Origin of the sequence: Saccharothrix mutabilis subsp. mutabilis (assembly GCF_039521145.1) — a bacterium.
In the GTDB taxonomy this organism is placed as follows: domain Bacteria; phylum Actinomycetota; class Actinomycetes; order Mycobacteriales; family Pseudonocardiaceae; genus Actinosynnema; species Actinosynnema mutabilis.
Map to the genome: position 1 here is coordinate 15636 of NZ_BAAABU010000009.1, position 25999 is coordinate 41634.

Genomic DNA, 25999 nt, shown 5'->3' on the forward strand with positions numbered 1-25999 from the left:
TTCCCGCGGGACGCCCCCGGGCCGCTCGGCCCGGGGGCGTTCGTCATTTCTTGAGCTTGAGCAGCTGGAGGGCTTCGAACAGGTCGTGGGCGACCAGGGCGCGGGTCTCGCCCGGCAGGGGGCCCGCGTCCGGCGGGACCAGGGCCTTGGTGTAGCCGAGGCGGGCGGCCTCGGTGAGGCGGCGGCCGACGCCGTTGACCCGGCGCAGCTCGCCGGACAGGCCGACCTCGCCGACCACGACCAGGTCGTGCGGCAGGGGCTGGTCGGTGGCGGCGGAGGCGACGGCCAGCGCCACCGCGAGGTCCACGGCGGGTTCCACCAGCTTCATGCCGCCGACGGTCGCGGTGAAGACGTCCTTGTTGTGCAGGGCCATCCGGCCGCGCTTCTCCAGCACGGCGAGGGCCATGGCGACGCGGGCCGAGTCCAGCCCGCTGACCGCCCGGCGCGGGGAGGGCAGGTTCGTCGGCGTGACCAGGGCCTGCACCTCGCCCAGCATGGGCCGCTTGCCCTCCACGACGACGGTGACGGCGGTGCCGGTGACGTCCTGGTCGCGGCGGTTGAGGAACAGGCCGGACGGGTCCGGGACGCCCGCGATGCCGTCGTCGCGCAACTCGAAGCAGCCCACCTCGTCGGCCGCGCCGAACCGGTTCTTGATGCCGCGGACCAGGCGCAGGCTGGAGTGCCGGTCGCCCTCGAACTGCAGGACGACGTCCACCAGGTGCTCCAGGACGCGGGGCCCGGCGACCGAGCCGTCCTTGGTGACGTGCCCGACCAGCACGATCGGCAGGCCGCGTTCCTTGGCCAGCGCCACCAGGCCCGCCGTGACGGCGCGGACCTGCGTGACCCCGCCGGGCGTGCCGTCCACCTCGGGGGAGGACATCGTCTGGACGGAGTCGACGATCAGCACGCCGGGGTTGACCGCCTCGACCTGCCCGAGCACGGCGCTCAGGTCGCTCTCGGCGGCGAGGTACATCTGGGGGTGGATGTTGCCGGTGCGCTCGGCCCGCAACCGGACCTGCCCGGCCGACTCCTCACCGGTGATGTAGAGCGAGGGCACCGCGCCCTTCACGGCCCACTGGTAGGCGACCTCCAGCAGCAGCGTGGACTTGCCCACCCCGGGCTCCCCCGCCAGCAGCACGACCGCGCCGGGCACCAGCCCGCCGCCGAGCACGCGGTCCAGCTCGGCCACCCCGGTCTTGCGGGCGCGGGCGGACTCGATGTCCACTTCCCCGATCGGCCGCGCGGGCGCGCTGGGCGCGCCGGCCACGACGCGGGCGAGCGCGGACCGGCTCACGCCGCGCTCCTCGACGGTCCCCCAGGCCTGGCACTCGGGACACCGCCCCACCCACTTCGCCACCTCGTGCCCGCACTCGGCACACCGGTAGGAAGCCTTCACCGCACGCCCGTTCTTGACCACGACCGCAGGCTAACGACCACCCCCGACAGTCCCGCCGGCACGCCACGCCGAGCCCGCCCCCCGGCAACGCGAGAGGCCCGCCCCCGGTGGTCGGGAACGGGCCTGATCAGCGGCTTGCGCTCAGTGCTCGGAGGGCGCGTCCTTGCGGGGCTCCGGGGTCGCGCCGATCGGCAGGTCCAGGGTGATCGGGCCGGCCTTCTCGAACAGGAAGGTCACGCGCACCGTCTGGCCCGGCCGCAGCTCGCCCTTGAAGTCCTTCAGCACGATCTTGACCTTGCCCGGCTCGCTCGGCTTCGCCGACGCGGACACCGACGCGGACGGGTTCGCCGTCGTGGTCGGCGGGGCCGAGACGGACGTGCCCGACGCGGACGTGGTCGTCGTGGTCGTCGGCGAGCCCGTGGTCGAGCCCGGGGTGGTGGTGCCGGAGGCCGCGGACGTCGGGGACGCCGAGGTGGTGGAAGCGGGGGACGACGTGGTCGTCTTGTGGCTGCCCGCGTCGTCCTGGTCCGCCTCGGCGCTGATGGCGGTGCCGGCTTCGAGGTCCTGGTCACCGGTGATCTCGGCCTCGGCCGACCGCTCGCTGGTCACCGACAGCAGCTTGTCCGCGTCACCGCCGTTGTTCGCGATGACCACCACGACCGGGGCGCTGTCGCCCTCCTCGTAGTACCCGTGCTCCACCGGGAACAACAGCTGCGCGTCGCGGACGGCGATGGCGCCGACCGTCCCGCTCGCACCGTTGACGGCGGCCACCTGGGTGTCGGTCTGCGTGACCTGGCCCGCGCTGCAACCCGCAGCCGCGAGGCCGAGGCCGGCCGCCACTGCGGCCACGAGGGCCAGTCGGCGAGACGCTGGGGACTTCTGCGGTGCGCGACCCACGGCTGCTCGGATCCTTCCGGTGTGCTGACACAGGCGGGCCGTACCCGGCAGTACGCCGGTCGACCACCAGTCCAGGAGCCTAACGGGGCCTTCACCGGCCCACCTCATGTGGTGCCCCACAACACCCGCCACGACGTCCACTGTGGAGCAAGATCGACCTGGGCCGTTGCACGTCGCCGGGTGGTTTGTCAACCCCCCTCGTGGCCCTGACCTGCGCGAACTGATCTCCGGACGCCGAAGAGGGGATTGCTCGACGTGTTAGGATGGGGTTAGCGAAAGGGGCAGAGGACACATGGTTTTCAAGGTCGGAGAGACCGTCGTCTACCCGCACCACGGTGCCGCTCTCATCGAAGCAATCGAGACCCGTGTGATCAAGGGCGAGGAGAAGAAGTACCTCGTTCTGAAGGTTGCCCAGGGCGACCTCACGGTTCGCGTCCCCGCCGACAACGCCGAGATCGTCGGCGTGCGCGACGTGGTGGGCCAAGAGGGTCTCGACCGGGTCTTCGAGGTCTTGCGCGCTCCTCACACCGAGGAGCCGACCAACTGGTCCCGGCGGTACAAGGCCAACCTGGAGAAGCTCGCGTCCGGTGACGTGAACAAGGTGGCCGAAGTGGTGCGCGACCTCTGGCGGCGCGAGAAGGATCGCGGACTGTCCGCTGGTGAGAAGCGGATGCTGGCGAAGGCTCGACAGATACTGGTTAGCGAACTGGCGCTCGCCGAGGGCACCGACGAGGACAAGGCCGAGGTCCTCCTCGACGAGGTCCTCGCCACCGCGTCCTGACCCTCGACACTCGAAGAACACGAAACAACATGGGTGTGGTCGCGCTCGTGCCCGCTGCGGGCCGGGGAGAGCGGCTGGGTTACGGCGTGCCCAAGGCACTCGTCCCCGTCGACGGCGTTCCGTTGCTGGTCAGAGCGGTGCGCGGCCTGTTCGAGGCGGGTTGCGTGCGGCACGTGGTCGTCGCCGCGCCACCGTCCGATGTGGACACAGTGAGAACCGTCACCGCCCCGTTGGCGCACGCCGGCGGGGCGGTGCACGTGCTCGCGGGCGGTGCGGAGCGGTCGGACTCGGTCCGGCTCGCGCTGGAGCACGCGTTGCGCGAGTTCCCCGACACCGACGTCGTCCTGGTGCACGACGCCGCCCGCGCGTTCACGCCACCGCACGTCGTCAAGGCCGTGGTGGACGCCGTTCGCGCAGGTCACCCGGCGGTCATCCCGGTGCTGCCGGTGACCGACACGGTCAAGCAGGTCGATGCGGACGGTGTGGTGGTCGCCACGCCGGACCGGTCGGCCCTGCGCGTGGTCCAGACCCCCCAGGGCTTCGACGCCCGCACGCTGCTGCGCGCGCACGAGGCCGGTCTGCACGCCACCGACGACGCGGGCCTGGTGGAACGGCTCGGTGTGCCGGTCACCACGGTCCCGGGGCACCCGGACGCCATGAAGATCACCACCCCGTTCGACCTCGCGGTCGCGGAGGCGCTGCTCGTGGGAGGCCAGGCGTGAGGGTCGGCATCGGCTCCGACGTCCACCAGGTGGAACCGGGCCGGGAGTGCTGGATCGCCGGCCTCCGCTGGGAGGGCGTCGACGGGTGCGCGGGTCACTCCGACGGGGACGTCGCCGCGCACGCCCTGTGCGACGCGCTGCTGTCCGCCGCCGGACTGGGTGACCTCGGTGCGGTGTTCGGCACCAGCGACCCGCGCTGGTCCGGCCGGCACGGCGTCGAGTTCCTCGCCGAGGTGCGCAGGCTCCTGGCCGAGGCCGGCTGGCGCGTCGGCAACGCGTCGGTGCAGGTCATCGGCAACGCGCCCAAGGTCGGCAAGCGCCGCGACGAGGCGCAGGAGGTGCTCTCCGAGGCCGTCGGCGGCCCCGTCGCGGTGAGCGGCACCACCACGGACGGCCTGGGGCTGACCGGGCGCGGCGAGGGCATCGCGGCCATCGCCACCGCGTTGATCATCCCGCTAGCCTGAGGGTCATGGCGATCACCCTCAGCGCCTCGACGCGTGCCCTGGTCGACGGCCCCAACTACGCCACCATCTCCACCCTCAACGCCGACGGCAGCCCGCACAGCGCGGTCATGTGGATCACCCGCGACGGCGACGACCTGCTGTTCTCCACGCTGCGCGACCGGGTGAAGGAGCGCAACGTCCGCCGCGACCCGCGGGTGAGCGTCAGCGTGTGGGACCACCGCGACCCCGAGGTGTACGCCGAGATCCGCGGCACCGTCACGGTCACCGAGGACACCGACCGGGCGCTCGCCAACGCGCTGGCGCGGAAGTACACCGGCGAGGACTTCCCCGAAGAGGCCCCGGACAAGGTGCGCGTGGTGCTGCGCGTGACGCCGACCAAGGTCGCCGGCAACGCGGCGTGAGCACCCGCCCGGGTGGCCGTGGCGCGCAACGCCTGCCACCCGGGCGGGGTGCCCGGCGGTGTGGGGTGTGGCGTGCGTCCTGCTCCGGCCGGAAACCTACAAAAGCGAGGTTCAGACCAACTAGCGTGCGGTTGTGACGATCCGCGCCGTCCTCTTCGACTTCTCCGGCACGCTCTTCCGCCTCGAACACGAGTCCCTGACCGCGCACGCGGACCTGATGCGCGCGCTCACCGCGCCGGTCGGCCTGGACGAGGGCCTCGGCGTGGACCCCGACGAGTGGGAGCGCCGCGACCTCGACGGCGACGTGCACCGCGACCTGCACCTCAAGGTCCTGGACCGGGCCGGCGCGCCGGACCCGGCGGCGTTCTACGACCGGCTGGTCAGCCCGCCGTTCTGGCAGCCCTACCCGGACACCGCGCAGGCCCTGGGCACCGAGCTGCCGACCGCCGTGGTCAGCAACATCGCCTGGGACATCCGGACCGTGTTCGCCCGCCACGGCGTGGAGCACCGGGTGGACGAGTACGTGCTGTCCTTCGAGGTCGGCGTGGTCAAGCCGGACCCCAAGATCTTCCAGATCGCCTGCGAGCGGCTGGGCGTGCACCCCAGCGAGGCGCTGATGATCGGAGACAGCGAGGAGGCCGACGGCGGCGCCGCCGCGATCGGCTGCCGGGTCGCGATCGTCCCGCCGCTGGAGACCGCGCAACGGCCCGGCGCGCTGCTCGACGTCATCAAGGCGCACGTGGCATAGGCAACCGGCATAAGCACACGAAGCCGGGCGATTCAACCCCGGGTGGCCCACGCCCGTACCATCTTCACGTGAGCCTCCACCTCTATGACACCGCGAGCCGGCAGATGCGGGAGTTCGTCCCGCACGTCCCCGGAACGGCGTCGATCTACGTGTGTGGGGCGACGGTGCAGGGCGTGCCGCACATCGGCCACGTCCGCAGCGGCCTGAACTTCGACGTGCTGCGGCGCTGGCTCCAGCGCACCCACGACGACGTGCGGCTGGTGCGCAACGTCACCGACATCGACGACAAGATCCTCGCCAAGGCCGCCGACCACGGCCGCCCGTGGTGGGAGTGGGCGTACACGCACGAGCGCGCCTTCGAGGACGCGTACACGGCCCTGGGCTGCCTGCCGGCGTCCTACGCGCCGCGCGCCACGGGCCACGTCACGCAGATGGTCGAGCTGATGCAGCGCCTCATCGACGCCGGTCACGCCTACGCGGCCGGCGGCGACGTCTACTTCTCCGTCACCTCCTTCCCCGAGTACGGCGCGCTGTCCGGGCAGAAGCTCGACGAGGTGCACCAGGGCGAGTCGGCGGCGCAGGGCAAGCGCGACCCGCGCGACTTCACGCTGTGGAAGGCCGCCAAGCCCGGTGAGCCGTCGTGGCCGACGCCGTGGGGCGCGGGCCGCCCCGGCTGGCACCTGGAGTGCTCGGCGATGGCCACCGCCTACCTGGGCGGCACGTTCGACATACACGGCGGCGGCATCGACCTCGTCTTCCCGCACCACGAGAACGAGCAGGCGCAGTCCCGGGCGGCCGGCGACGGGTTCGCCAACTACTGGATGCACAACGCGTGGGTCACGCTCAGCGGCGAGAAGATGTCCAAGTCGCTGGGCAACACCGTGTCCATCCCGGCGATGCTGGAGCAGGTGCGCGCGCCCGAGCTGCGCTACTACCTGGTCGGCCCGCACTACCGGTCGACGATCGAGTACTCCGAGGAGGCGCTGGACGAGTCGGTGGCCGCCTACCGGCGGATCGAGTCGTTCGTGCGCCGCGTGGTCGAGCGGACCGGGGCCGTGGGCGAGGGTGAGCCGACGCGGCCGTTCGTCGCCGCCATGGACGACGACATGGGCACGCCGGGCGCGCTGGCCGCGATCCACAAGCGGGTCCGCGAGGGCAACACCGCGCTGGAGGCCGGGGACGACCTGGCCGCCCGGTCGGCGGCCGAGTCGGTGCGCGCCATGACCGCCGTGCTGGGCCTGGACCCGCTGACGTGGGCGGACGTGTCCACTCGGGACTCGGGCACCCGCCAGGCACTGGCCACTTTGGTCGACCGTGTGCTGGAAGAGCGCACGAAAGCCCGCAAGGACAGGGACTTCGCGAGGGCCGACGCCCTGCGCGACACCCTGGTCCTGGCCGGGATCGCCGTCGAGGACACCCCCGACGGTCCGTTGTGGACGCTGAAGGACGACTGACACCGTGGCAGGCAACTCCAAGCGCCGGGGCGCGATGCGCAACCCGGGCTCCAAGAAGGGCGCGGTCGTCGGTTCCGGCGGGCAGAAGTCCAAGGGCTTGCAGGGCAAGGGGCCGACGCCGAAGGCGTCCGAGCGGCCCAACCACCCGGCCTACAAGCGCGCGCAGGCCAAGGCGAAGGTCGAGCAGGTCCGCGGCCAGCGCCGCAAGGCCGCCGAGAACGCGCCGGAGACCGTCGCCGGCCGCAACCCCGTGGTGGAGTGCCTGCGCGCGGGCATCCCGGCGACCGCGCTGTACGTGGCGCTGGGCATCGACGCGGACGACCGGGTCGCCGAGGCGGTCAAGCTGGCCGCCGACCGGGGCATCTCCGTGCTGGAGGTGCAGCGCGGCGAGCTGGACCGGATCACCGGCGGCGCGATGCACCAGGGCCTGGGCCTGCAGGTGCCGCCCTACGAGTACGCCGACCCGCGCGAGCTGCTGGAGACCGCCCGCCAGTCGGGCACGCACCCGCTGCTGGTGGCGCTGGACGGCGTGACCGACCCGCGCAACCTGGGCGCCGTGGTGCGCTCGGCGGCGGCGTTCGGCGCGCACGGCGTGCTGCTGCCGCAGCGGCGTTCGGCGAGCGTCACGGCCGTGGCCTGGCGGACCAGCGCGGGCACCGCGGCGCGGATGCCGATCGCGATCGCCACGAACCTCACCCGCCAGCTGCGCGAGTGGGCCGAGGAGGGCCTGATGGTCGTGGGCCTGGACGCGGACGGCGACGTGGACGTCGACCACCTCGACCTGGCCACCGGACCGCTCGTGGTCGTGGTCGGCTCCGAGGGCCGGGGCCTGTCGCGGCTGGTCAAGGAGACCTGCGACCAGACCGTGTCCATCCCGATGGCCTCGGGCGTGGAGTCGCTCAACGCGTCGGTGGCGGCCGGTGTCGTGCTGGCCGAGGTGGCCCGCAGACGGCGCGTCGAGGGGTGAGCGGACCCGGCGGCGGCGCCGCTCGGTGTGATGAACGGCGGTTTGTCACCCGATCGGCTTCCTGGACGCCGTTCGGCGGCTAAGGTCTGCGCCGATGTCCTTCGCCACCCCGCTCTTCCTGTGGTTCTTCATGCCGGTCGTGCTCGCGGCCGTCCTCGTCGCACCCAGGAACCGGCGCAACGCGGTCGTCGCCGTCGCGAGCCTGCTGTTCTACGTCAGCGGCGCGGGCGGCACGACGGTCCTGCTGCTGGTCTGCATGGTCGCGAACTACTTCGCGGGCCGGCGGCTGGAGCCGGACGCGCCGGGTGACCGCCGGCTGGTGCTGGTGGGCTCGATCTGCCTGAACCTGGGCGTGCTGCTGGTCTGGAAGTACGCCGGGTTCGCCACCCAGCAGCTGCACGACATCGCCACGGTGGTCGGCGCGGACCTGCCGGTGGTGCACCTGGCGCTGCCGATCGGCATCTCGTTCTACACGTTCCACCACATCTCGTACGTGGTGGACGTGTACCGGGGCGAGCGGCCGGCGCTGCGCGACCCGGTCTCGTTCGTCACCTACATCGCGATGTTCCCGCAGCTGGTGGCCGGGCCGATCGTCCGGTTCCGGGAGATCGCCGACCAGCTGCCGCAGCCGCGCATGCACCGGTGGGACGACATCGCGGCGGGGTTCCCGCGGTTCGCGCTGGGCCTGTGCAAGAAGGTCATCATCGCCGACTCGCTGGCCCCGCTGGTGGACGCGTGCTTCGCCACGCCGGCCGACCAGATGACCACGGGCATCGCGTGGCTGGGCGCGATCGGTTACACGCTGCAACTGTACTTCGACTTCTCCGGGTACTCGGACATGGCGATCGGCCTGGGCCGGATGCTCGGCTTCCGGCTGCCGGAGAACTTCGCCCGCCCGTACTCCTCGGTGACCGTCACGGAGTTCTGGCGGCGCTGGCACATGTCGCTGTCCCGGTGGTTCCGCGACTACGTCTACATCCCACTGGGCGGGAACCGGACCGGCGTGCTGCGCACCTACCGGAACCTGGGCATCGTTTTCGTGCTCACCGGTTTCTGGCACGGGGCGAACTGGACGTTCCTCGTGTGGGGTTTGTTCCACGGCGCGCTGCTCGTTCTGGAACGCCGTTTCGGATGGGATTCCGCGCCGGTGACCGCGCCCGCCCGAATTGGCCGGCGGGTCCTCACCATGCTCCTCGTGGTGATCGGCTGGGTGTTCTTCCGGGCGCCCGACCTCGGTACCGCGTTCACAATCATCGGCCATCTGGTCGTGCCCGATTTCGGGTCCTTCACCGACGCCGTGTCGGCGGCGGCGACCAATCAGCGGATTGTGCTCCTGCTCGTCGCGCTGGCCATTGTGGTAATGCCCAGCCACCCCGTGACGGGGCCCTACCTGGAGTCCTCGCGCGACAAGATCGCCGTGGCCGCTAGGGTGTCCCTGATGACGGTGGGCGTCGCCTACGCCGCGATCCTGGTCGCGAGTGGCACGTTCAGCCCGTTCTTGTACTACCAGTTCTGATCGAAACGCGGCGGGCCGCACGAACGCACTGGACCGGTCGGACCAGCGACTGCGACGACCAATGGAGGTCGACTTGACGCAGGGTAGGCGAGGTTTGCTCACGGCGGGTCACCTACGGTCAACTGTCAAGAATAGGTACCCGGTTTTTCGCCTTTGTAACTACTTTATGTAACCGACCTGGTCCGTTCGGGTACACACTGTGGTAGGACAGGGATTGCGCAACCAGCAGCTTCTACCGTGCTAACCGAGGAAATAGTTACTCGGGTGGGGGTAACGTGACTCGCTCAACGGAGCCGACGAACCGGGAGCCGTGGTGACTTCCGGGGGGACCATCCGCGCGCTCGTGGGCAACCGCGAGTTCCGCGGCATGTGGATCGGCTCGACGGCGTCGACGTTCGGCGACCAGCTCGCGGCCGTCGCCCTGTCACTCCTGGTGTACGAGCGGACCGGGTCCCCCGCCTGGACGGCCCTCACCTGGTCGCTGACGCTGCTGCCGTCGCTCGTGTCCGGGCCGCTGCTGGGCTGGATCGCCGACCGGTTCCCCCGACGCACGGTGATGGTGTCCTGCGCGTGGTTGCAGGCCGCGCTGGTCGGCCTGATGGCCGTGCCGGGCGTGCCGCTGTGGGTCATGATCGTGCTGCTGGTGCTCGTGCTGATGGTCGCCTCGCCGTTCCTGGCGGCCCAGGAGGCGAGCCTGCCCTCCGTGCTGCCCGACAAGCGCTACGACGACGGCGTGGCCCTGTTCGGGACGTCGACGGACGTGGCCCAGATGGCCGGTCTGGCCGCGGCGGGTTTCCTGGTGACCGCGACCAACGCGCACGTGGCGCTGGCGATCGACGCGGTGACGTTCGTGCTGGTGGCGCTGCTGGTGCAGTTCTCCGTGCGGCACCGGCCGGCCGCGGACCCGCTCGGGAAGGGGCATCGGGAGTCCGAAGACGGCAAAGGAGCTTTCGCTCTGCTCGTCACGGAACCGCGTCTGCGCTCTCTAATGGGTATGCGCCTTTTGGCCGGCATCGCGATGGTGCCCGAAGGGCTCGCCGTGCCGCTGGCAGCGAGCCTCGACGCGGTGTGGGCCGTGGGCCTCATCCTGGCCATTGAACCGGCCGCCAACGTGCTGGGCGTGGCCGTGCTGTTCCGGCTGGTCAGGGACCCGGCGAAGCGGGAGCGGCTGATCGGGCCGCTGGCCGTGCTGTCGCTCGCGCCGCTGGTCATGTTCGCGCTGAACCCCAACCTGACCTGGACGATCGCCCTGCTGGTGATCGCCGGCATGGCCGGGGCGTACCACACGCCGGCGCGGTCGGCGTGGATGCGCATCCTGCCCGACGCCTACCGCGGTCGGGCCTACGGCATCGCGCGGACGGCGCTGCGGTCCAGCCAGGGCGGTGGCATGGCGCTGGCCGGTGTGGTCGCGCACGCGATCGGCTCGGTGACGGCGACACTGGCGGGTGCCGGGGCGATCGGTGTGCTCCTCGCGGGGCACGCGACCGTAGCCTGGAACCGCGCACGTGCCAGGACCGACCCGAACGCGGTGATCACATGAAACGTACTCATCATGAATGGCGATTCTCATGACGAGGCGTTCGTGTGCCGTCCGCGAGAACGCACGCACGTACGGTGAAGTTTCCGGACCGGGCTCAAGGAGAGCGATGGGGTCACCACTCGCGGTTACGCATGGCAGACGCTCCTCTACGCGCGACTTGGGTACCGATGGGGGCCGTCGGGCCGCCGGGCCGGCGAGTAGCCGCGCGGCGGCGGCATGAGTGTAGGGGGGACGTGGTGAAGAACAGTTTGCCTGACCACGAGCCGTCCGCGACAGCCAGACGGCGTCTGGTGCGCAACTGGGACCTTTGGGCGCTGCGCCGTACCGCGATCGCCTACATCCTTTCCGTCGAACTGGCGGTGGCAATTGCGGCCGTTTGGCTGCTGACTACCCTCGGTTCCGCTCTCGCCACGGATTGGGTGCGGTTCGCCGCACTCGTGCTCGCCGTCACGGTGCACCTGACGATCGTGCGGCGCGCCGAGGAATCCCGACGTGACGAATCGGCGGGTCCGTACTTCGACCTGACCTCGGTCTGGACTTTCGCGGCGGCCATCGTGCTGCCCGGGGGCATGGCGGTGCTGGTCGCGGTGTGGCTGCGGATCGTGCTGTGGCCGATCGCGCGCCGCCAGCCCTACCGGTTCGTGTTCACCTCCGCCCACATCGTGGCGAGCACGCTGCTGGCCAACGCCGCCGTCCACCTGACGGGACTGTCGCTGGGGTCCTCGTCGGGTCAGGTCCTGCTCGACCTCGGGCTGCTCGGCGTGCTGGTGCTGGTGGCGGCGCTGTACTGGTTCGTGCAGGTGGCGTTGATGTCCGTCGCGCTGCGGATCGTGAACCCGCAGACCCGGTTCGTCGACGCGCTCGGGTCGCGCAACGACAACATGCTGGAGACGACCACGCTGGGCGTCGGCGCGATGCTCGGCATGCTCATCGCCACCCACTGGGTCGCGCCGCTGCTGCTGGTCGTGCCGGTGATCCTGGTCAACGCCCTGCTGCACCGCGCGTCGGAGCGGCAGGCGCACCTGGAACGCCTGGTGGCCGAGCAGCACAAGGCGCACCTGCAGCTGACCAAGGACGCCCACACCGACTACCGGACGGGCCTGTTCAACACCACCGGCCTGAACGAGCACGCCGAGAAGCTGACCGCCGACTGCCGCCGCTCGGGCCGCCCGGTCACGGTGCTGGCGATCGACCTGGACCACTTCAAGCGGATCAACGACACGTGGGGCCACCCGGCGGGCAACGCGGTGCTGGCCGAGGTCGGGCGCATCCTGCGGGAGAAGCTGCGCCCCGGCGACGTCGCGGGCCGGGACGGCGGCGAGGAGTTCGTGGTGGTGCTGGCCGACACGGGCCTGGCGCAGGGCACGGCGATCGCCGAACGCGTGCGCGAGGCCATCGGCGAGATGTCGGTGGTGACGACGGACAAGCACCGCAACACGGTCACCCTGCGCGGCCGGAACCTGCCGGTGACCGAGGACGGCCCGGAGGTGCGGGCGATCTCGGCGTCCATCGGCGTGGCGGTGGTGCCGGACAACGGCGACTCCCTGGCGGTGGCCCAGCACAGCGCCGACGCGGCGCTCTACACCGCGAAGGAGAACGGCCGGAACCAGGTCCGGGTGGCCGGCATCGACATCCACGCCCGCCACCTACCCGCGCCGAGGGTGGACGAACCCGAAGTCAGCCGTTCGGCCTGAGCCCGTTCGAGCAACCCGCCGGCCCACGATCGCTCGCCCACGCGCCTCTCCGCGACCAGACCGGCAGCCTTCTGCCTGCCCGCTCCCCCAGCCCGCCCCCAGCGCCGAGCGAGCCCGGCACGAGCGCGCCGCTAGACCGCCGCCCGGCTCCGCGCCCCGCCGAACGCCCGGCACACCAGGTAGATCAAGAACGACACCGCCGTCACGAACGCGCTCACCGGCACCCCGGGCGCGAGCGACAGCACGATCCCCACCACCACGGCCGTCTCGGCGAACACCACCGCCAACACGGTCGCCTTGACCGGTGACGCGGTGACCCGCGAGGCCGCGGCGGCGGGTGTGATCATCAGCGACAGCACCAGCAGCGCCCCCACGATCTGCACCGTCAACGCCGTCGCCACGCCGACCAGCACGAAGAACACCACCGACAGCGTCCGCACCGGCACACCCCGCGCCGTCGCCACCGCGGCGTCCACAGAGGAGAAGTGCAGCGGCCGGTAGATGAACGCCAGGACCGCGATCACGGCCACCGCCGTGCCGATCAGCAGCCACATGTCGGTCGAGCCCACGGCCACGATCTGACCGGTCAGCAACCCGAACTTGTTGGCCGTCCGTCCTTTGTAGAGCGCGAGCAACAGCACGCCGAGGCCGAGTCCGAACGCGAGGATCGCGCCGATCACCGAGTCGCGGTCGGCGTCGCGGCGGGACAGCAGGCCCAGCAGCAGCGCCGCCACCACGGACCCGGCCAGCGCCCCGTACCCGACGCCGATGCCGAGCAGGAGCGCCGCCGCGCCGCCGGTGAACGCGAGTTCCGCGGTCCCGTGCACGGCGAACGCCATCTTGCGGGTCACGACCAGCGGGCCCAGGAGGCCGGCGGTCAGGCCGAGCACGACGCCCGCGATCAGCATCTGCTGCACGAAGTCGTAACCGAGCAGGTCGAACGTCAGCGGCCAGTCGAAGAAGTGTTCCATCAGCCCTCATCCACCACGTGGTGCGGCTCGTCCTCGCACACGTGCTGCGCGCCGACCACGTGGATCTGGTCGCGCACGCGGACCACCTCGACGTTCGTGCGGTACAGCTCGGACAGCGTCGCCGAGGTCATCACCTCGGCCGGCGTCCCGATCCGGAACCGCCCCTCGACCAGGTACAGCACGCGGTCGACCAGCGGCAGGATCGGGTTGATCTCGTGGGTGACGAACAGGACGGCCGTGCCGGCGGCGCGGCGGCGCGCGTCGATCAGGTCGCTGACCACCCGCTGGTGGGCGAGGTCCAGCGACAGCAGCGGCTCGTCGCACAGCAGCACCGCCGGGTCGCCGACGAGCGCCTGGGCGACGCGCAGGCGTTGCTGCTCGCCGCCGGAGAGCAGCCCCACGGGCTCGTCGGCGTACCGGGTCGCGCCCACGGACGCCAGGGCGGCGTCGACGCGCTCCCGGCGGAGCTTGCGGCCCCGCAGACCGGTGCCCCACACGTGCCCGTCGAGGCCGAAGCCGACCAGGTCGCGCCCGCGGAGGCTGAGGCTCGGGTCGAGCGCGCGTTGCTGCGGGATGTAGCCGATGCGCCGGTTGCCGCCGGCGACCTCGACGGTGCCCGCGGACAGCGGCTGGAGGCCGAGCAGGACCCGCATGAGGCTGGTCTTGCCGGACCCGTTGGGGCCGAGGACGGCCACGAACTCGCCGGCGGCGACGTCCAGGTCCAGGCCGTCCCACAGCACGCGGTCGCCGTAGGACAGCCGCGCCCCGCGCAGGGCGACGGCGCTGCGCACGGACCTGTCCGCCACCGGTGTGATCATCCGCGCAGCGCCTTCTCCAACGCCTCGACCTGCTTCGTCATCCACTCAAGGTAACCCGTGGCGCCTTCGGGCAGCGTCTCGGTGACCTCGACGACCTGGACGCCGGTCTGCCTGGCCTTCTCGACCAGGCCGCGGACGGCGGGGTTCTCGGTCTGGGTGTTGTTGACCACGGCCGTGACCTGCTTCTGCTCCACCAGGCCGGTGACCTCGGCGAGCGCGGCGGCCGGGATGTCGGTCTCGGCCTCGACGGCGTCGCTGAACGACTCGGGGGTCACGTCCTCGACGTCGGCGGCGTCGAGCAGGTAGTGCGCGACGGGCTCGGTCTCCAGCACCTTCTTGCCCTTGCCGACGCCGTCGAGGCGGGTGTGCAGCTCTTCCAGCTTCTGGCCGAACTCCGCGGCGTTGGCCTCGAAGGCGGCCTTCTTGTCCGGCGCGATGGCGGCGAGGTCCGCGGCGGCCTGGTCGGCGACCTTGCGGACGGTGTCCAGGTCGTACCAGACGTGCTCGTTGGCCTCGTGCTCGTGCTCGTCGGCGGGCTCGGGGCTGGGCTTGGTGCTCGCGGCGCCGCTGGGCTCGGTGCCCGGGGTGCCGCTGGGCTCGTCGCCGTGGGCGTCGTGGCCGGAGGCCTTGCCGGACAGCGGGAAGGTCTCGATCTTCTTCGCCTGCTCGGTCTCGGGGCCCAGGAGGGTGGCGAAGAAGTTGTCGTAGCCGCCGCCGTTGAAGATGACGAGCTTCGCGTCGCGGACCGCGGCCACGTCGGAGGGCTTGCTCTCGTAGGAGTGCGGGTCGCCGGACGGGTCGTTGATGATCGAGGTGACCTCGACCGCGTCGCCGCCGACGGCCTTGACCACGCTGCCCCACACGTTGGTGGAGGCGACGACCTTGATCTTGCCGTCGGTGGCGGTGGGGCCGTCGCCGCTGCCGCAGGCGGTGAGGGACACGGCGGTCAGGGCGGCCACCGCGCCGACCAACGCGTTACGGACAGTCATCGCGGAGCTCCTCGACAGGCTGATTCAGAGGTAATGGAAACCGTTGTCGAGTTCAGTTTAGAACGCTCCGCTACCTCGCTGTCCAGCGGCATGCCCTGTTCGTGGCAGGAGTCTCGGGCCGGGGCCCCGACACGCGGAGGGCCACCTCCGCCGCAGGAGGTGGCCCTCGTCGCGCCGGGCGGGTCAGTCGGTGAGGCGCAGACCCGACCCCGGGTGGAACAGGTGGATCTCACCGGCGTCGCGGACCGCGACCTTCACGGTCTGGCCCAGGGTCGGCGGCGTGCGGCCGTCGACGCGGACCACGAACCGCTCCGAGGAGTCGCCGATGCGGACCGCGCCGTGCAGGAGGGCGTCCGCGCCCAGCTCCTCGACCAGCTCGACGACCATCTCCATGCCGTGCTCGTGCGAGGGCACCAGCGCCAGCGACTCGGGCCGGACGCCGAACACGACCTCGGACAGGCCCTCGCCGGCGGCCTTGTCCAGGACGCGGCGCTCCAGCGGGACGACCACGCCGTCGAGCTTGGCGCCCTCGGCGGTCAGCGGGACGGTCTTGAGGTTCATCGCGGGCGAGCCCATGAACCCGGCGACGAACGCGTTGGCCGGCTTGTCGTAGAGGGCGCGCGGGGTGTCGCACTGCTGGAGCAGGCCGTCCTTGAGCACCGCGACGCGGTGGCCCATCGTCATGGCCTCGACCTGGTCGTGCGTGACGTAGATGGTGGTCGTGCCCAGGCGCTGCTGGAGGGCGGCGATGTTGGCGCGGGTCTCGACGCGCAGCTTGGCGTCCAGGTTGGACAGCGGCTCGTCCATGAGGAACACGGAGGGCTCGCGGACGATCGCGCGGCCCATCGCGACGCGCTGCCGCTGGCCGCCGGACAGCGCCTTCGGCTTGCGGTCGAGGTACTTGGTCAGGTCGAGCATCTTGGCCGCGTCGGCGACCTTCTCCTTGATCTCGGCCTTGTTCACGCCGCGCAGCTTGAGCGCGAAGCCCATGTTCTCGGCGACGGTCATGTGCGGGTACAGCGCGTAGGACTGGAAGACCATCGCGATGTCGCGCCCCTTCGGCGGGACGTTGGTGACGTCCTTGCCGCCGATCTGGATGGCGCCCTCGTCGACGTCCTCCAGGCCGGCGAGCATGCGCAGCGCCGTCGACTTGCCCGAGCCGGAGGGGCCGACGAGCACGAGGAACTCACCGTCGGCGACGTCGAGCGACAGCTCGTCCACCGCGCGGACCGGCGGGTTGCCGGAGAAGATCCGCGAAGCCTTGACGTACGCGACCTCAGCCATGTGTGACGCACCTTTCAACCGCAAGCTTTGTCGCAACGCTAGGCATTGCAAGCGCTTACGGGAACACCACAATTGGTCTAGTTCACGGCCGCCGCGGCGGTGCCGGTGGGCGGCGTCAACGGCGAGCGGCGGCGGCTGCGGTGGGCGGCTGTGGCGGGCGGGCAGAGGCGGCAGGCGGTGGGTTCGGTGTGCATCTCCGAGACGCGCGCGAGCCGCGCCACCCCCACGACGAGGAGCGGCGCGGCTCGCGACCGGACCTCAGCCCTTGACCGCGCCCGACGACAGACCCGTCACCAGGAACCGCTGGACCAGGTAGAACACCACGATCGCCGGGATCGCCACGAGGATCGACGCCGCCGCCAGGTGCCCCCACTCCGTCCGGTTCTGCTGGACGAAGACCTGCAACCCCACCGCCAGCGTCTTCGACTCGTCCGCCGCCGACAGGAACGCCGAAGCGAACGCCACCTCGCCCCAGGCAGTCAGGAACGCGTAGAACGCCGTGACCGCCAACCCCGGCCGCGCCAGCGGCAGCACCAACCGCCAGAACACGCCGAACGGCGACAGCCCGTCCACCCGCCCGGCCTCGTCGATGTCGGTCGGGATGGTGTCGAAGTACCCCTTCAGCATGTACGTGCAGAACGGCACCGCGGTCGTGCAGTACACCAGCACCAGGCCGATGCTCGTCCCCTGGATCCCCAGGGCCAGCAGGATGTTGTAGAGCGGCACGATCAGGACCGCGAACGGGAACATCTGCACGACCAGGAACGACAGCATCAGCGACCGCTTGCCCGGGAACCGGAACCGCGACGCCGCGTACCCCGTGGTCGCCGAGAGGAAGACCGCGATCAACGTGGTCATCAGCGCGATCAGGATCGAGTTGCCGAACCACGCCAGGAAGTTGCCCTTCTCCCCGGACAGGATCCGCACGTAGTTGTCCACACTGGACTCGTTGACCAGCTTGGGCGTGGTCTCCACGGCCCGCGCGTCGGGCTTGAACGACGTGACCAGCACCCAGAACACGGGGAACACCGCGATCAGCGACGCGACGACCAGCGCCGCGTGCAGGCCGATGCTCGCCCCGACCGAACGCTCGGCGCGCTTGAGCGTGGCGCGTTGGGGAGCCGCCTTGAGGGACGCCGCTTCGACCGTCATCACCACACCTCGCCTTGCCTGCGCAGAGCACGCCGGTAGACGCTCGCGAACACGAGCAGGACGGACAGGATCAGCACGCCGTACGTCGACGCCACGGCGTAGTCCCGGGAAGCGCCCGAGAAGAACCGCTCGAACGCGTACGTCACCAGGATGCGGGTGTTCGGGTTCGGCCCGGTGATCAGGTAGATCACGGCGAACATGTTGAACGTCCAGATGATGCCCAGCAGCACCACCGTGCTGGACACCGACTGGAGACCGGGCAGCGTCACGTGCCGGAACCGCTGCCACGCCGACGCGCCGTCCATCTCGGCCGCCTCGTAGAGGTCGCCGGGGATCGACTGGAGACCGCCGAGCAGCGCGACCATCATGAACGGCACGCCCAGCCAGATGTTGACGATCATGACGGCGACCAGCGCCCAGTCGGACTGGCCCAGCCACACGGGGTCGGGCAGGCCGATCGCGCGCAGGAACTGGTTGATGATCCCGTACTGCGCGTTGAACATGTACTTCCACGCGAACGCGCTGATGAACGCGGGCACCGCCCACGGCAGGATCAGCAGGACGCGGTAGACGGTGCGGCCCTTCACCTGGCGGTTGAGCAGCAGGGCCAGCACCAGGCCGAACGTGTAGTGGAAGAACACGCAGCCGAAGGTCCAGATGAGCGTGCGGACCAGGGTGGACCAGAACGACCCGTAGCTGGCGTCGCCGGACAGGACGTTCAGGTAGTTGTCCAGGCCGACGACGGTGTACGCGGCGGGGCGGTCCAGGACCGGGTTCGCGATGTTGCCTTCGTTGATGTTCGTGAAGGTGAAGAACACGCCTTGGGCGAGGGGGAGCAGCACCAGCACGGCGATGACCACCACCACCGGCAGCACCATCGCGTACGCGTACCAGTGCCGGTCCAGGAACCTGCGCACTGTCGCCTCCTTGTGTGGGTGGGGGTCGGGACGCCGGGCGGGGAGGTGCCGGGCGTCCGCGGGACGCCCGGCACCTCACGACCACGTCAGCCGATGGAGTACTCGGTGACGACCTGGTCCTTGTACGCCTTGGCGACCTCGTCGAGGGCGGCCTTCGGCTCCTTCTTGCCGGCGAGCACGTCGGCGTAGGCGATCTTCAGCGGGTCGAACAGCTGGCCGCCCTCGGGGATCCACGGGCGGGCGTGGGCGGCGGTGACCACCGGCTGGAAGGCGGAGACGACCGGGTTGGCCTTGACGTCCGCGTTCTCGTAGGCGCTCTTGCGGGTGGGCAGCAGGCCCAGCTCCTTGGCCACCTGGACCTGGGACTCGGTGCTGCTCATGCACGCGATGAGCTTCTGCGAGCTGTCCTTGGCCTTGGTGCCCTGGCGGATCACGTAGTCGTGGCCGCCCACCGGGGCCGAACCCTTGCCGGCGGTCTCACCGGGGACCGGCGCGATGCCGAGGTTGGCCTTGTCGGTGAACGCGGTGCCCTTGAGGTAGTCGGCGACCGACCACGGGCCGTTGATCACCATGGCGACCTCGCCGCCGCTGAAGGCGGCCTGCATGTTGTTGTACGAGTTGGCCGGGTCGAGGGCCGTGGAGGCGGCCTTCGCGTCCAGCAGGCCCTTGGCGGTTTCGAGGGCCTTCACGTTCTGCGCGGAGTTCACGACGATCTTCTTCGCGTCGGCGTCCACCAGGTCGCCGCCGGCGCCGTAGATGAACGGCAGCGCGTAGTAGGCGTCGTTGTTGATGAAGATCGTCTTCTCGCCGCCGAGCTTCGCGGCGGCGGCCTTGACCTCTTCCCAGGTCTTCGGCGGCTGGACGCCGGCGTCCGCGAGCTTCTTCTTGTTGTAGAAGAGCGCGAGGCTGTCGGTCACCTGCGGCACGCCGTAGGCCTTGCCGTCGTACTTGGTGGAGCCCAGCGGGGTCTCCAGGAAGTCGGACGTGTCCTTGGCCAGGTCGGTGCCGGACAGGTCCATGACGTAGCCGAGCTTGGCCAGCTGCGGCACCCAGGCCACCTCGGCGCGGAACACGTCGGGGCCCTGGCCGCCCTGCGCGGCGGTCTTGTAGTTGTTCAGGGCCTGGTCGAAGGCGACCGTCTCGGTCTTGACCTTGTAGCCGCCCTTGGTCGCGCAGTCCTGCGCGATCTTGGCGAACACCGGGCTCTCGTTGGGGCCGCTGGTGTCCCAGAACGTGACCTCGCCGCTGTCGGCCGACGAGGTCGTCCCTCCACCCCCGCCGCACGCGGTGAGGGTGAGGGCGCCGGCGATGCCTGCTGCCACGGCGGTCACGAGGGTGGTACGTCGCATCGTTGCTGTCGTCCCTCCTGCTGGCCTCGTCGCGACGAGGGTTCTGCAAGAACTTGCGAAATTGTTGCCGTGGATTTCATACCCCCGAGTACTGCTCGGTCAAGGGTCTGCACGTAACCGAGCCGTAACGGCGGCGGCCGAGCGGGCGAAACACCGGCAAGCGTTGCAAATTTTTGCTGCGCCGTGCAGGCTGCAGCCCGAAGTGGATCGTTCTGGAGGAGGCGCGGTGTCCGGTCTGTCCGAGATCGCCAGGGCGGCCGGCGTGAGCATCTCGACGGTGAGCCGGGTGCTCAACCGGCGGCCCGGCGTGAACGACGAGACGCGGCAGCGGGTGCTGGCCGTGCTCGCGGAGATGCCCTACACGCCCCGGGGCCTGGGCGCGTTGCAGCGCACCGGGGTCATCGGGCTGCTGGTGCCGGAGCTGTCGAACCCGGTGTTCCCGGCGTTCGCCGAGGCGCTGGAGGTGCGGGCGGCGCGGCTGGGGTACTCGTCGCTGCTGTGCAACACGCGGGCGACCGGGGCGGCGGCGATGGGCGAGGAGGAGTACGTCCGGATGCTGCTCGCCCGCGGCGTCGAGGGCATGGTGTTCGTGTCGCCGGAGATCACCAACGTCGAGGTGCCGCTGGGGCAGGCGCCGCGGCCCAGCTACTACGCGAAGCTGCTGGCCGACGGCGTGCAGATGGTGTTCCTCAACGGGGCCACGCCGTCGCTGGACGTGCCGGACGTGACCGTGGACGAGCAGCACGCCGGGTACGCGGCGACGCGGCACCTGGTGGAGCTGGGGCACCGGCGGGTCGGGTTCGTCTCGGGGCCGGCGCGGTCGCTGCCGTCGCGGTTGAAGCGGGCCGGGTGGGCGGCGGCGCTGGAGGAGGACGGGTTGCCGGCCGGCGCGGAGTTCGTGGCGCACGGGCCGTTCGGGCCCGAGGGCGGCGCGGAGGCGGTCGCCGCGCTGCTGGACACGGTGCGACCCACGGCGGTGATCTGCTCGTCGGACCACATGGCGATCGGCGTGTTGCGGGAGGCGCACCGGCGCGGGCTGCGGGTGCCCGGCGACCTGTCGGTGGTGGGGTTCGACGACATCCCGCTGGCCGCCTACTGCCTGCCGTCGCTGACCACCCTGGCGCAGCCCATCGAGGAGATGGCGGCGGCGGCCGTGGACGAGTTGGTGCACCGGCTGGACCCCGATCGGCGCAGGCGTCCGCCGGGCAACTACACGCGCGTGTTCCGGCCCCGGCTGGTGGTCCGGGAGACCACCGCGCCGCCCGCATTGGTTTAGACCAATGTTTTGCGAAACAACCCAGTCCTACCTGCACAGATGACTTTTTGCAGGGACGGTGGTCACCCCCACTTCTGTAATTGGTTCTGAACCGTTACGGTCACTTCATGGCGCGGTCGATGCATGTGCGACGCCCCGCGACGCTCGCCTCACTGGCGGCTGAGCTGGGTGTTTCCCGGACAACGGTGTCCAACGCGTACAACCGTCCCGACCAGCTCTCGCCGGAGCTGCGACGCCGGGTGTTGGAGACAGCGAGACGACTCGGGTACCCGGGGCCCGACCCGGTGGCCCGTTCCCTGCGCACGCGCAAGGCGGGGGCGGTGGGCCTGCTGCTCACCGAGAACCTGTCCTACGCGTTCCGCGACCCGGCGGCGATCGGGTTCCTGGAAGGCCTGGCGCTCGCCTGCGAGGACGCCGGCACCGGCCTGCTGCTGGTCCCGGCGAACCCCGAGCGCGAGGACGTGGCGGCCGTGCACCGCGCCGGTGTGGACGGCTTCGTCGTCTACTCCGTGCCCGACGACGACCCGCACCTGGCCGCCGTGCTGGAGCGCCCGGTGCCGACCGTGGTGTGCGACCAGCCGGACCTGGGCAACGTCGACCGCGTCGGCATCGACGACCACGCCGCCATGAACAGCCTCGCCAAGCACCTGATCTCGTTGGGGCACCGCCGGATCGGCGTGGTGTGCATGCGCCTGGCCCGCGACCGCAACGACGGGTACGTGTCGCTGGAGCGCCAGCGGTCCGCGCACTTCCACGTGCAGCGGGCGCGCCTGGCGGGCATCGCGGAGGCGTTCGGCGAGGTCGGCGTGGACTGGGCGGCGGTGCCGGTGGTGGAGCGGTTCGACCACACCATCGCCTCCGGCGCGTCGGCCGCGGCCCAGGTGCTCGACCGCGACCCGCAGATCACCGCGCTCATCTGCACGTCGGACATCCTCGCGCTGGGCGCGTTGAGCGAGGCCCGCAAGCGGGGCCTCAACGTGCCGCACGACCTGACCGTGACCGGGTTCGACGGCATCCGCGAGGCCGAGCAGGCCGGGCTGACCACGGTCCGCCAGCCGGTGCTGGAGAAGGGCCGCGCGGCGGGCAAGCTGCTGCTGGACTCCGCCGAGCGCACCCGGCCGCGTTCGGTCACGCTGACCACCGAGCTGGTCGTCGGCGCGACGGCCGCCTCGCCCCGCGGCGTGGTCGAGGAGCGCTGGTTCGGTCCGTGACCGCCGGGCCGGGGAGGTCTCAGGTCATCCGGAAGACGACCGGATCGCTCGCCTTCCCGGCCACCGACGCGGTGAGCAGGTAGTCCCCCGGCCCCAGCCGGGTGTGCTTCGCGCAGCCCGGCTCCGACGTGGTGCCGCGCCACTTGATGCCGAAGTCGAACACCTCGCCCGGTCGCAGCACCCGCACCTCGGACCCGCCGGTGTTGAAGCAGTCGTTGCTGGACCACAGGCGCGTCGCGCCGTCCACCGACGTCACGACCAGTTCGCGCACCGCCCGGCCGATCTCCTTCGCGCACGGCAGCGGCCCGGTGTTGGACACCAGGATCTTGAACCCGACCTGCTCGCCCACCGGGTAGGACGCCTTCTCCACCTCGGCCTTGACGCTGACCTGCGCGGCGTCGCACGGCTGCGGCGGCCCCGGCGGCGGTGTGGGCTTGGGCGGTTCGGCGGCCGGCGGCGGTGGCGGCGGGGTCGTCGAGGACGAGGACGGCGCGGTCGGCGTCTCGGCCTGCGGCGGCGGGCTGGACGAGCCCGCGGCGACGGGCGTGGCCTCCAGCGCCGGGTCGCCGCGCCCGATGAGCGCCCCGACCACCCAGACGACCAGCACGAGCGCCGCGACCGCGCCGCCGGCGGCCAGCGCGCGGCGCCGCCGGTACACGGTGGAGGGCAGCGGGCCGGAGGGGTCGATCACGCGCTCGAACGTAGCCGGGGACCCGCGGATCTCGGCGGAAGCCGAGGTCGCCCGATGCGGTGAACGTGATTCACGCCCGATCCGCTTGCCGGCATCCGGGACGCGGGTTCCAATCCGAGGGACACGGAGGTGGCCATGACGTCGATCGAGGAGCTGCTGCTCCGCAACGCCGAACTGGGCGACGTCGTCCCCGGCGACCGCTCCTCACCCAGGCCCTCGCTCCAGGTGGCCATCCTGACCTGCATGGACTCGCGCATCCGCGTGTTCGAGATCTTCGGCCTGAAGCAGGGTGAGGCGCACGTGCTGCGCAACGCCGGTGGTGTGGTGACCGACGACATGATCCGCTCCCTGGCGCTGTCGCAGCGCAAGCTGGGAACCCGTGAGGTGCTGCTGGTGCACCACACGAACTGCGGCCTGGAGCTGGTCACCGAGGACGCGTTCAAGGACGAGCTGGAGCAGGACGCCGGCATGCGCCCGACGTGGTCGGTGGAGGCGTTCAAGGAGGTCAAGGACAGCGTCCGCAACTCCATGAACCGCCTGCGCCACAGCCCGTACGTGCCGCACCGGGACAACGTGCGCGGGTTCGTCTACGACGTCCACACCGGCGAACTGACCGAGGTCGTCTAGGCCGGGAACCCGGGCGGACCGGTTCTGGAACACTGGCGCACGCTATGAGCCTGGACGCGCAGACCCTCATCGACTGGTTCGCCGACTCCGCCCGCGACCTGCCCTGGCGGCGGTCGGACTGCACCGCCTGGGGCGTGCTGGTCAGCGAGATCATGTTGCAGCAGACGCCGGTCGCCCGGGTCGAGCCGATCTGGCACGAGTGGCTCGCGCGGTGGCCCAAGCCGTCCGCCATGGCCGAGGCCACGCAGGGCGAGGTGCTGCGGGCGTGGGGCAAGCTCGGGTACCCGCGGCGGGCGCTGCGGCTGCACGCCGCCGCCCAGGCCATCGCAACCGAGCACAACGACGTCGTGCCCGACGACGTGGACACGTTGCTCGCCCTGCCCGGCATCGGCGCGTACACCGCCCGCGCGGTGGCGGCTTTCGCCTACGGGCAGCGCGTGCCGGTGGTGGACACCAACGTGCGGCGGGCGGTCGCGCGGGCCGTGCACGGGGCCGGTGACGCCGGGCCGCCCTCGACCACCAAGGACCTGAGGGACGTCGAGGTCCTGCTGCCCGAGGACGACGCGGCGGTGTTCTCGGCGGCGTTGATGGAGCTGGGCGCGGTCGTCTGCACGGCCCGGTCGCCGCGGTGCGCGGACTGCCCGGTGTTCGAGACGTGCGCGTGGCAGCTCAACGGCCGACCGGCCTACGACGGGCCGGCCAAGGCGGTGCAGAAGTTCGCGGGCACCGACCGGCAGGTGCGCGGGCTGCTGCTGGACGTCCTGCGCGGCACCGTCGAGCCGGTGGACAAGACCCGGCTGGACCGGGTGTGGTCCGATGCCGGCCAGCGGGACCGGTGCCTGCACTCGCTGCTGGTGGACGGCCTGGTCGAGCAGACCGCGGACGGCCGGTTCGCGCTGCCCGGGGAGCACTGACGTGCACGCGCTGGTGGTGTTCTTCGACGCCGAGGCCGACGCGAAGGTCCGCGAGCTGTGGCGGCGGATCGGCTCGACGTTCGAGTACCCGCCGCACCTGACCTTCGCCATCGCGGGCACGATCGGGCCGAAGGTCCGGGCGGAGTTGCGCGAGGACCTGTCCCGGCTGTGGCTGCCCGACCTCTACCTGCACACCCTGGGCGTCTTCTCGACCACCGAGAACGTGCTGCAACTGGGCGCGGTCGTGGACGGCGAGCTGCTCGCGGTGCACTCGGCGATCCACGACGTGCTGGCCGGCCGGGTGAAGGACCCGCAGGCCTACTACCTGCCGGGCAACTGGGTCCCGCACTGCACGCTCGCCCACGGCATGGACGACGAGGCGCTGGTCGAGGCGTTCGCCGCCGTGCACCCGGTGGGGACGATCCGCGCCAAGGTCCACGAGATGTCCATTGTGGACACTCAGACCGGCGGGATCGACCCGCTCAGGAAGGCCTCCACCGCGCCCCGGTAGACGTCCGGGGCCTCGTCGTGCACCACGTGCCCCGACTCGGGCACCAGCAGGTGCGCACCGCCGGTCCGGCGCGCCACCTCCGCCATCTGCCCGGCGCGCAGCCCGCCGCGACCGGCCTCGATGGTCAGCGTCGGGCAGCGGATGGCGTCCACGAAGTCCCAGTACGACCGGACGCCCCACTCCGCCGCGATCTCGTAGAGGTCTTCGATGTCGGCGATGAGGTGCCAGCCGTCGGCGCGCTCCTCGAACATCTCCTCCACGCGCGGCACCCGCACGATCGACTTCACATGCGCCAAGGACTGGAACACCGGCCACGAGTCGAAGTACCAGCGCCACTCGTCCACCGTGCGGCCGGTGTTGTCGGGCACCACGTCCTCCGCGACCACGCCCGCCACCAGGTCCGGCCGGGTCGCCGCGAGCGCCCACGCGTGCAGGCCGCCCATCGAGTGCCCGATGACGACGGCGGGCGCGAGGTCGAGGCGTTCGACCACCGCGGCGGCGTCGGCGACGAAGTCCTCGGTGCGGTAAGGCCCTTTCCGCGGGTTGCGGCCGTGGCCGCGGGCGTCGGTGGCGACCACCCGCCCGTACGGCTTGAGCCACTGGGCGACCGTCCACCACGTCGAAGCCCTGCTCATCAGACCGTGCAGCAGCAGGATCCCGCGTCCCGATCCACCGAACTCCGCAACGCTCATGCGTGCATCATGTCGGC

General features: G+C 71.2%; 26 protein-coding genes. 15 read left to right on the plus strand and 11 right to left on the minus strand.

All coding sequences use genetic code 11. The annotated features are described in order from the left end of the window. Positions 1–43: 43 nt before the first annotated feature. The gene (gene radA, locus ABD126_RS20750; protein ID WP_343935515.1) at positions 44–1417 is read right to left on the minus strand and encodes a DNA repair protein RadA; all 1374 of its coding nucleotides are present in this window, start codon (positions 1415–1417) and stop codon (positions 44–46) included. Positions 1418–1537: 120 nt separating this feature from the next. After that, positions 1538–2245 (minus strand): copper chaperone PCu(A)C domain-containing protein, encoded by a 708-nt coding sequence (locus tag ABD126_RS20755; protein WP_343935516.1) that lies wholly within the window; start codon positions 2243–2245, stop codon positions 1538–1540. A 340-nt stretch (positions 2246–2585) separates the two neighbouring features. Here ABD126_RS20755 and ABD126_RS20760 point away from each other — a divergent pair, with 340 nt between their 5' ends. From ABD126_RS20760 to ABD126_RS20805, 10 genes are all read left to right on the plus strand, one after another. Continuing rightward, a complete protein-coding gene (locus tag ABD126_RS20760) occupies positions 2586–3074 on the plus strand; it encodes a CarD family transcriptional regulator (protein ID WP_065915127.1) in 489 nt (162 codons plus the stop codon). 29 nt (positions 3075–3103) lie between these two features. Continuing rightward, positions 3104–3796, plus strand: a complete 693-nt coding sequence (gene ispD, locus ABD126_RS20765; RefSeq protein WP_343935517.1) for a 2-C-methyl-D-erythritol 4-phosphate cytidylyltransferase — start codon at positions 3104–3106, stop codon at positions 3794–3796. After that, positions 3793–4260, plus strand: coding sequence for a 2-C-methyl-D-erythritol 2,4-cyclodiphosphate synthase (gene ispF, locus ABD126_RS20770; RefSeq protein WP_343935518.1), 468 nt, complete (start codon positions 3793–3795; stop codon positions 4258–4260). The genes ispD and ispF overlap by 4 nt, the downstream gene beginning before the upstream one ends. A 5-nt stretch (positions 4261–4265) precedes the next feature. Next, a complete protein-coding gene (locus ABD126_RS20775; protein WP_343935519.1) occupies positions 4266–4661 on the plus strand; it encodes a PPOX class F420-dependent oxidoreductase in 396 nt (131 codons plus the stop codon). Positions 4662–4794: 133 nt separating this feature from the next. After that, complete coding sequence (locus tag ABD126_RS20780; RefSeq protein ID WP_343935520.1) at positions 4795–5409, plus strand: HAD family hydrolase; 615 nt, start codon at positions 4795–4797, stop codon at positions 5407–5409. Between the two features lie 68 nt (positions 5410–5477). Further along, positions 5478–6863 carry a cysteine--tRNA ligase gene (gene cysS, locus ABD126_RS20785; RefSeq protein ID WP_343935521.1) on the plus strand — a complete coding sequence of 462 codons (1386 nt, stop codon included), beginning with the start codon at positions 5478–5480 and terminating at the stop codon, positions 6861–6863. A 4-nt stretch (positions 6864–6867) separates the two neighbouring features. Then, positions 6868–7830 carry a 23S rRNA (guanosine(2251)-2'-O)-methyltransferase RlmB gene (rlmB, locus tag ABD126_RS20790; protein ID WP_343935522.1) on the plus strand — a complete coding sequence of 321 codons (963 nt, stop codon included), beginning with the start codon at positions 6868–6870 and terminating at the stop codon, positions 7828–7830. Between the two features lie 94 nt (positions 7831–7924). After that, positions 7925–9346, plus strand: a complete 1422-nt coding sequence (locus ABD126_RS20795; RefSeq protein ID WP_343935523.1) for an MBOAT family O-acyltransferase — start codon at positions 7925–7927, stop codon at positions 9344–9346. A 313-nt stretch (positions 9347–9659) separates the two neighbouring features. After that, positions 9660–10886 (plus strand): MFS transporter, encoded by a 1227-nt coding sequence (locus ABD126_RS20800; protein ID WP_343935524.1) that lies wholly within the window; start codon positions 9660–9662, stop codon positions 10884–10886. 419 nt (positions 10887–11305) lie between these two features. After that, positions 11306–12580: a GGDEF domain-containing protein gene (locus ABD126_RS20805; protein ID WP_343935525.1), complete on the plus strand. Its 1275-nt coding sequence runs from the start codon at positions 11306–11308 to the stop codon at positions 12578–12580. A 131-nt stretch (positions 12581–12711) separates the two neighbouring features. Here ABD126_RS20805 and ABD126_RS20810 read toward each other — a convergent pair whose 3' ends face one another. The 7 genes from ABD126_RS20810 to ABD126_RS20840 all read right to left on the minus strand — a co-directional run bounded on the left by ABD126_RS20810 (position 12712) and on the right by ABD126_RS20840 (position 20060). Next, on the minus strand, positions 12712–13551 hold the full coding sequence (locus ABD126_RS20810; RefSeq protein WP_343935526.1) for a metal ABC transporter permease: 840 nt from the start codon (positions 13549–13551) through the stop codon (positions 12712–12714). Continuing rightward, the gene (locus ABD126_RS20815; protein ID WP_425542853.1) at positions 13551–14357 is read right to left on the minus strand and encodes a metal ABC transporter ATP-binding protein; all 807 of its coding nucleotides are present in this window, start codon (positions 14355–14357) and stop codon (positions 13551–13553) included. The genes ABD126_RS20810 and ABD126_RS20815 overlap by 1 nt, the downstream gene beginning before the upstream one ends. Before the next feature lie 8 nt (positions 14358–14365). After that, entirely contained in the window at positions 14366–15358 is a 993-nt protein-coding gene (locus ABD126_RS20820; RefSeq protein WP_343935528.1) for a metal ABC transporter solute-binding protein, Zn/Mn family, read from the minus strand. A 183-nt stretch (positions 15359–15541) separates the two neighbouring features. Next, on the minus strand, positions 15542–16642 hold the full coding sequence (locus tag ABD126_RS20825) for an ABC transporter ATP-binding protein (protein ID WP_343935529.1): 1101 nt from the start codon (positions 16640–16642) through the stop codon (positions 15542–15544). A gap of 258 nt (positions 16643–16900) precedes the next feature. Then, entirely contained in the window at positions 16901–17794 is an 894-nt protein-coding gene (locus ABD126_RS20830) for a sugar ABC transporter permease (RefSeq protein ID WP_343935530.1), read from the minus strand. After that, complete coding sequence (locus ABD126_RS20835; RefSeq protein ID WP_343935531.1) at positions 17794–18711, minus strand: carbohydrate ABC transporter permease; 918 nt, start codon at positions 18709–18711, stop codon at positions 17794–17796. The genes ABD126_RS20830 and ABD126_RS20835 overlap by 1 nt, the downstream gene beginning before the upstream one ends. 86 nt (positions 18712–18797) lie before the next feature. After that, on the minus strand, positions 18798–20060 hold the full coding sequence (locus tag ABD126_RS20840; RefSeq protein WP_343935532.1) for an extracellular solute-binding protein: 1263 nt from the start codon (positions 20058–20060) through the stop codon (positions 18798–18800). 226 nt (positions 20061–20286) lie between these two features. Between ABD126_RS20840 and ABD126_RS20845 the strand changes: the two genes are divergently transcribed. Continuing rightward, complete coding sequence (locus tag ABD126_RS20845) at positions 20287–21336, plus strand: LacI family DNA-binding transcriptional regulator (protein ID WP_343935533.1); 1050 nt, start codon at positions 20287–20289, stop codon at positions 21334–21336. Positions 21337–21443: 107 nt separating this feature from the next. Then, positions 21444–22547, plus strand: coding sequence for a LacI family DNA-binding transcriptional regulator (locus ABD126_RS20850; RefSeq protein WP_343935534.1), 1104 nt, complete (start codon positions 21444–21446; stop codon positions 22545–22547). A gap of 19 nt (positions 22548–22566) precedes the next feature. Here the strand turns inward: ABD126_RS20850 and ABD126_RS20855 are convergent, their stop codons facing one another. Beyond that, positions 22567–23238 (minus strand): hypothetical protein, encoded by a 672-nt coding sequence (locus ABD126_RS20855; protein ID WP_343935535.1) that lies wholly within the window; start codon positions 23236–23238, stop codon positions 22567–22569. Between the two features lie 135 nt (positions 23239–23373). On the opposite strand from ABD126_RS20855, the gene ABD126_RS20860 reads away from it, so the two are divergent. From ABD126_RS20860 to ABD126_RS20870, 3 genes are read left to right on the plus strand one after another with little or no spacing between them, the layout of a single operon-like run. Continuing rightward, positions 23374–23865, plus strand: a complete 492-nt coding sequence (locus ABD126_RS20860) for a beta-class carbonic anhydrase (protein WP_343935536.1) — start codon at positions 23374–23376, stop codon at positions 23863–23865. A gap of 44 nt (positions 23866–23909) precedes the next feature. Next, positions 23910–24779 (plus strand): HhH-GPD family protein, encoded by an 870-nt coding sequence (locus tag ABD126_RS20865; protein ID WP_343935537.1) that lies wholly within the window; start codon positions 23910–23912, stop codon positions 24777–24779. 1 nt (position 24780) lies between these two features. Further along, positions 24781–25290: a 2'-5' RNA ligase family protein gene (locus ABD126_RS20870; protein WP_343935538.1), complete on the plus strand. Its 510-nt coding sequence runs from the start codon at positions 24781–24783 to the stop codon at positions 25288–25290. Here ABD126_RS20870 and ABD126_RS20875 read toward each other — a convergent pair. Continuing rightward, positions 25239–25982, minus strand: a complete 744-nt coding sequence (locus tag ABD126_RS20875; RefSeq protein WP_343935539.1) for an alpha/beta fold hydrolase — start codon at positions 25980–25982, stop codon at positions 25239–25241. The two genes, ABD126_RS20870 and ABD126_RS20875, sit on opposite strands and share 52 nt — an antisense overlap. Between the last annotated feature and the right edge of the window lie 17 nt (positions 25983–25999).